3 protein-coding genes are annotated in these 6198 nt (G+C 29.5%); all 3 read right to left on the reverse strand.

Features of this window, described 5'->3' with window-relative positions:
* Window positions 1-10 precede the first annotated feature (10 nt).
* Window positions 11-529, reverse strand: a complete 519-nt coding sequence (locus ACRDDE_RS09035) for a GNAT family N-acetyltransferase (protein ID WP_438626936.1) — start codon at window positions 527-529, stop codon at window positions 11-13.
* 97 nt (window positions 530-626) lie between these two features.
* Entirely contained in the window at window positions 627-2996 is a 2370-nt protein-coding gene (locus ACRDDE_RS09040; RefSeq protein ID WP_438626937.1) for a glycoside hydrolase family 31 protein, read from the reverse strand.
* 57 nt (window positions 2997-3053) lie between these two features.
* Window positions 3054-6056: an endo-beta-N-acetylglucosaminidase gene (locus ACRDDE_RS09045; RefSeq protein ID WP_438626938.1), complete on the reverse strand. Its 3003-nt coding sequence runs from the start codon at window positions 6054-6056 to the stop codon at window positions 3054-3056.
* Between the last annotated feature and the right edge of the window lie 142 nt (window positions 6057-6198).

Here is a 6198-nt window from a genome sequence, read left to right on the forward strand (position 1 = left end):
ACTTTTTAATTTAATTTTTAATTATTTTTTCATTATATCTACCCATTATAATTTCATCTACATAAATTCCATTTTTTATAGCTGCATATTTTTTTATACCTTCTTTTTTAAACCCAAAATTTTCATACAACTTTATAGCTTTATTATTATCTGGGTATACACCCAATTCAATTCTTGTTAACATAAGCCAATTATCTGCTAAATCTAGTATCTCTTCCATTAATTTTTTTCCTATTCCCATACTTTGATAATCTGCATGTACGCTTATTCCTAATCCACCACTATGCCTTAATCTCGGTGATGAGTTAACATTTAAAGATACGATTCCAACTACTTTTTTACGCTCATTTTCTCTTAATTCAGCTACGAGAATATGTGTATTTAAATCTAGGCTCTCAGTGTGCCTCTTTGTTCTATCTAACCTTTCGCTACTTATTGCTAGCATATTTTCCATAACGCCCTTCATTCGTCTTATTTCATTTATATCTTTTGAATCTTCAACTTCAACTGGTCTTATCGTTAATTCCAATCTTTCTCACCTCCTTACTATTATAATATTAATTGTAATATACTTTATTTAATCATGTAATAAATAAAGAGGTAATTTTTCATTACCTCTTTATTTGTTATATTATTTTTATGCTAAAGTCTAAATTTTTAACCTTTATAATAGTATTTCCATTTAAAATTTTAAAGTCTATGGTTTTATCTCCTTCATATACCTTTTCAGCTTTTACGCCATTAAATATAAGTTTTAAACTTTTATAAGAATTTTCGTAACCATTATTTAAAACCGAACTTTTAAATTCTATATTCTCATCTGAACTTACGTTAAACTCATATAAGTTATATTCTCCATCTTTGTATTTGAAATCTTCCCCATTATCTTGATAGTGAGTATACTTGAAATTACTTTCGTATGGATATATATCTAAAGTGAGTTCATCAACTTCCTTTTCTCCTATATAGTTGATACTTGGATAATTTGGTATTATAGAGCCTTCCTTGACATATATAGGACACACATCTAAAGGAGTTTCTTTTATTATATATTGCCCTCCTTTAAATTTCTTTTTATTCCAATAATCAACCCAATTGCTTCCTTTAGGTAAGTATACCATTCTAGCTTTTTTACCTTGTTCTAGAATTGGAGCTACCATAATTTTTTCACCAAACATGAATTGGTCATTTATTTCATATGTATCAATATCATTTTGATAATGAAGTAGCAACGGTCTTATAATAGGAAGTCCATTGTCTTCACACTCCTTAAACAAATCATACATATATGGAATTAATTTATATCTTAATTTGATATATTTTTTATTTATATCTTCTGTAGTCTTATCAAATGCCCAAGGTTCTTGATCTCTAGAGTATATAGTTGTGTGATTTCTAAATAATGGTGTAAATGCTCCAACTTGTACCCATCTACTTAAAAGTTCTGGAGTAGTGTCATATCCAAATCCACCTACATCAGTTCCACAAAACGCCATACCACTAATACCTAAATTCATAAGCATTGGAACGCTCATTCTTAAATGTTCCCATGTACTTTGATTATCTCCAGTCCATGCAGTTGAGTACTTTTGAGTCCCTGCATAACATGCTCTAGTAACTACGAATGGTCTTTTATTTGTACTTTTTTTGATTCCTTCATAAGTAGCTTTATCCATCATATGCCCATACACATTATGAACTTCTTTATGTTCTACAATTTCTCCATCATTGTTAAACTTTAAATCTAAAGGTAGTTCAACCCCTAAATTTGCAGGCTCATTCATATCATTCCAAATTCCTGAAACCCCTATATCTGTTAGAATCTTTTGATTTTCTGCCCACCAATTTCTAACTTCTGTATTTATAAAATCCGGGAATACAGAGTGTCCTGGCCAAACCCACCCCGTATGTACAATTCCATCTTTATTTGTTGCAAAATACCCTTTTTTAAGTCCTTCATTAAAAATCTTATAATCTTTATCAACTTTTACGCCTGGATCTATAATTGTAACTAGCTTAAATCCATCTTTGTTTAGTTTTTTTATCATATTCTTAGGATCTGGAAATTTTTTATCATCCCATGTAAAAACTCTAAATCCATTCATATACTCTATATCTAAATATATGCAATCACATGGAATTTCTTTTTCTCTAAATTTTTTAGAAATTTCCATAACATTTTCTTCAGGGCAATAAGCCCACCTACATTGCTGATATCCTAATGTCCACATTTGTGGAAGCGGCGTAGTTCCAGTTAAGTGAGTATATCCTTTTAATACACTTTTTACCGATGGTCCATATATAAAATAGTAATCTATATTTCCATCTACCGATGCGAAATAGTAATATTTTGAATTTTCCTTACCTATGTCAAAATGAGTTTCAAATGTATTGTCAAAGAAAATCCCAAAAGCATTTTCTTTTCTAAGATTTATAAAAAATGGTATAGATTTATATAGTTTCTCGTAAGTTTCTCCATGTGGACTTGGATCATCTGTATTCCAATTTAAATAGTGACAATTCCTTTTATTTAAATGCCCTGTTTTTTCTCCAAATCCATAAAAATACATATCATCTTCTAGCTTCTTTTGTATAAACACTTTAAAGTCCATATGCTCATTAGGTTTATGTCCTTCTTGCATTGCTATGTCTAATCGTCCTGCACAGTTTTTTATAAATGGATCTCTTTTGCCTCTATAGTCCTCACATAGTAATTCTCCAAGTTTATTATATATATCTACCTTAAATTCATCATATATGTTTACAGTCAGTTCACTTGTATTGATTTGTATGTAGTCATTTATCTTAACTACCTCAAAATCACACTCTTCAAACTTTAAATTTTCTATAGCATATGAAGTTTGCTTTTTTCTAAATATTGGTGCGAAAAAATTTATTATATTAGAATTTACTATACTTACTTTGGTTTCTATTTTTTCATATTGTATATTTATAATATTGTTTTTTATATTATAATCTAATATTTTCCCAAACATTTTTTCTCCTTTATATTATACAAGCCGATGTGTTTTACATCAGCTTGTAATTTCATTTTATATACTTTTCATTTCATTAAAAGCACCTTCTAAATCATTTTGTACCTTTAATATTTCTTCTTTATCAACTTCAACAATTTCTATAATTTGTTTTGCTCTGTATAGTATTTTTTCAAAATTTTCATTAGTTGTTTCTGAATCTTTATATAAAGATTCTAATTCATTGACTTTGTTAATAAAGTTAATTAAAGTTTCTTTATTATCTATAATAGTTATTTTATTAGTATCTAACCCTAAAGCTTCTATTTCATAAATCCTAGTTGCTCCCCCAGAACCTTGTTCTGATTTATTTATATTAACTTTTATGTACCTAGCTAGTTCATAATTTAAGTCATCATTAGATATTGAACTTGAGTTATTTGTAACATCTTTTATTTTTCTCCAACGTTGCCCATCATTACTAACTTCTATATTATACTGAGATGTGTTCATACTTTTAGCCTCTCCACCTGCTTCAGCATGACTAATTCTTAATTGTTTTATAACATTTTCTTTCCCTAAGTCTACTTGTATATAGTTTCCACTTTCTCCAAGTGCACACCATTTACTATTTAATTTACCATCAAAAGCAAACTTAGCATCTTCATTTTCATTAGTTTTTGCATTTGCAATTGCTTCTTTATTTAAAGCTAAATTCTTTAACCCGTCTTTAGCTTGGCTGCTTACAACTATATAATCATCTTTTTTATTTACAGTATCTCCCGCTGGATTTGATACTATCTGTGTTACAGAATACACTCCTGGTTTATCAAATTTGATACTAACTTCATTTCCTGTTACTTCTTCACTTTTATTTAGTCCTTCTATTTTCCATTTAACAGTTTCTCCTGCTAAAGATTTATCTTTAAAGTTTACAGACTGCCCAGGTGAAACTATCGGTGAGCTAACTTCAAAGTCAGCTTTTGGAACTTCTAAATTTGGCCATTTTACAGTAGTTTTCGCTTCATTTTTTTCTTCACTTTTAAACAAATTACTTACAGGTTTAACTATAAAATTAGTTTTAGAGTCTAATTGAAGGTCTCTCTCAATATCTTTTACATAAAAAGCATTGGTTGGTGTAGACCCTACTAGCTCTCTATGCCCATTACTATGCTCTAAATATATTTCATAATGGCTAATATTCTTTTCTGATTTATCCCAAGTTAGCCTTGCATTACCATAATAATTATCTATTACTTTAAAATCTTCCACTTTTAAATTTTTTATCTTGGACACTTTGTCTTTAGTATTTTTGTTATTTACAGATATCTGCCCTAAATTTAAATTGTATGAACTAGACAATTCTTTTCCTTCTATAATTAAAGAAATTTCTTTTATTTTTGACTTTTTAAATTGGCTTAGAGATGCTTTTGCATCTATCCATTCCCCACTTTGTTTAGATTCTAAGTTGATTATTTTATTCTCACCATTCTCTAGTTCAAATTCTAATTTAATACTAGAATTCCCTCCACTTTCTTTGTACTTTATACTAACCTCACTGTTATTAGTTAGCTCTAAATCAGTTGCAAATAGTTTTACCTTAGTTGTTCCTCCATTTGCTAAACTGCCATTTATACCTATCGAATTACCTCCATAATAAGCATTTTTATAATCAATATTAGCAGTTAAATTATTTTTATTATTATCAATTATCCATCTGTACGTAGGAAGTATATCCATCATTCCTCTATGATTCCAATCCTTTGCTGATACCTGCACTCCATCGACATTGAAAAATTCACCATTACCCATAGAGAAGTTAGTTACAAATGGTAACTGTGTTATTGGACTTTTTTCAACTATATTATTAGAAATACCTTTCCATGCTTCACTACTCTGACTTCTTGGATCTCCTTTTTCATTAACCCAAAACCTACTTTCTTTTTGTAAAAATTCATCTACTGTTTTTGATGAATCATAAGTCCAAGATGGGCAGTATAATCCTAAAGATGTGTTAGCCTCTTGATTTTTAGGGAATAAGTAATTCCATTTTATAGGCGTATTATATCCATTAGCTTGAACATCAACCCCTGCATATAAATCGTATTTATCTCTTCCCATTCTTTTTGCTAAATCACCAGACTCTTTAAGCTCATTCCCTGTTACATTATATATAAGTCTATTATCATCATTATTTGGATCTACTACTGAATATCTATCCTCAGTCCACCAAAAATTTAAAAACATACTATCAGATAGCTCTTTTCCCTTTTCACCTAAAAAATTTTGATTATATTGATTTAACCTATTTTGCCAAAAGACTCTACCATCATCAATCATAGAGTCATACCATACGATTTCCATATTTTTTGGCTTTATCTTTTGTAAGTATTCTAAGAACTCTTTCATTAAATCTGCAAGTTCTGGATTTATATAATCTGATCCTCTATTTCCAGTTTCTTGATTTATAAACCATCCATCAAAATTATAATATTGTGCCACTTCTACTAATTTATGTGCCATTGGAAAATTTCCATCTTTATCTTTAACTAAAAATTCATGCATCCATTCGAATTTACCTCCATAATCTTCTGGAGGAAAAAATACAGTACCTAAAACCGGAACCCCATTTGTATGTGCTGAATCTATTATATCTGCACTCGGTGGAACCATTAGTCCTTCACCTGCTGATCCTCCCCAAGCAACTAATGTATCAATGTATTGCCAATAGCTAAAATTGTATCCTTCAAATTCAGTTTTACCTTGAGATGGAGTAGAACTGGTTGTTTTATTGGCTATAGCTAATGATATAACCTTGGCTTCATCATTTTGTGAATTTTTAACAACATCTCCTTTTGTCCTTGCCTGTAGTGGAACTGTTCCAATATTAAACTTAGCATCTTTGTCATTATTTGGACTCCATGCTAAAAGTTCTTTTGGATACCAATATGATGAAAATGGCTGCCCTGTCTCTTCTTGAATTTTTTGGTCTGATTCAAGAAGCGCATGTCCTATTATAGGTGTTGCCCCAAATAAACTTAACGCTACAATAGTTGATGTAATAGTCTTTTTATGTTTCATGTAGATCCCCTCCCATTTATAAAATATTTACTAACTATTCAAATATTTATAAAGTGCTCCTATTTTACCTGAGTCATTTTGAAATTTACAAACATCAATATCTACCATATCAAGCACTTCTGGATTTAATAATTCTAAGTTT

It is taken from the genome of Paraclostridium sp., from assembly GCF_051656405.1.
Classification (GTDB): Bacteria; Bacillota; Clostridia; order Peptostreptococcales; family Peptostreptococcaceae; genus Paraclostridium.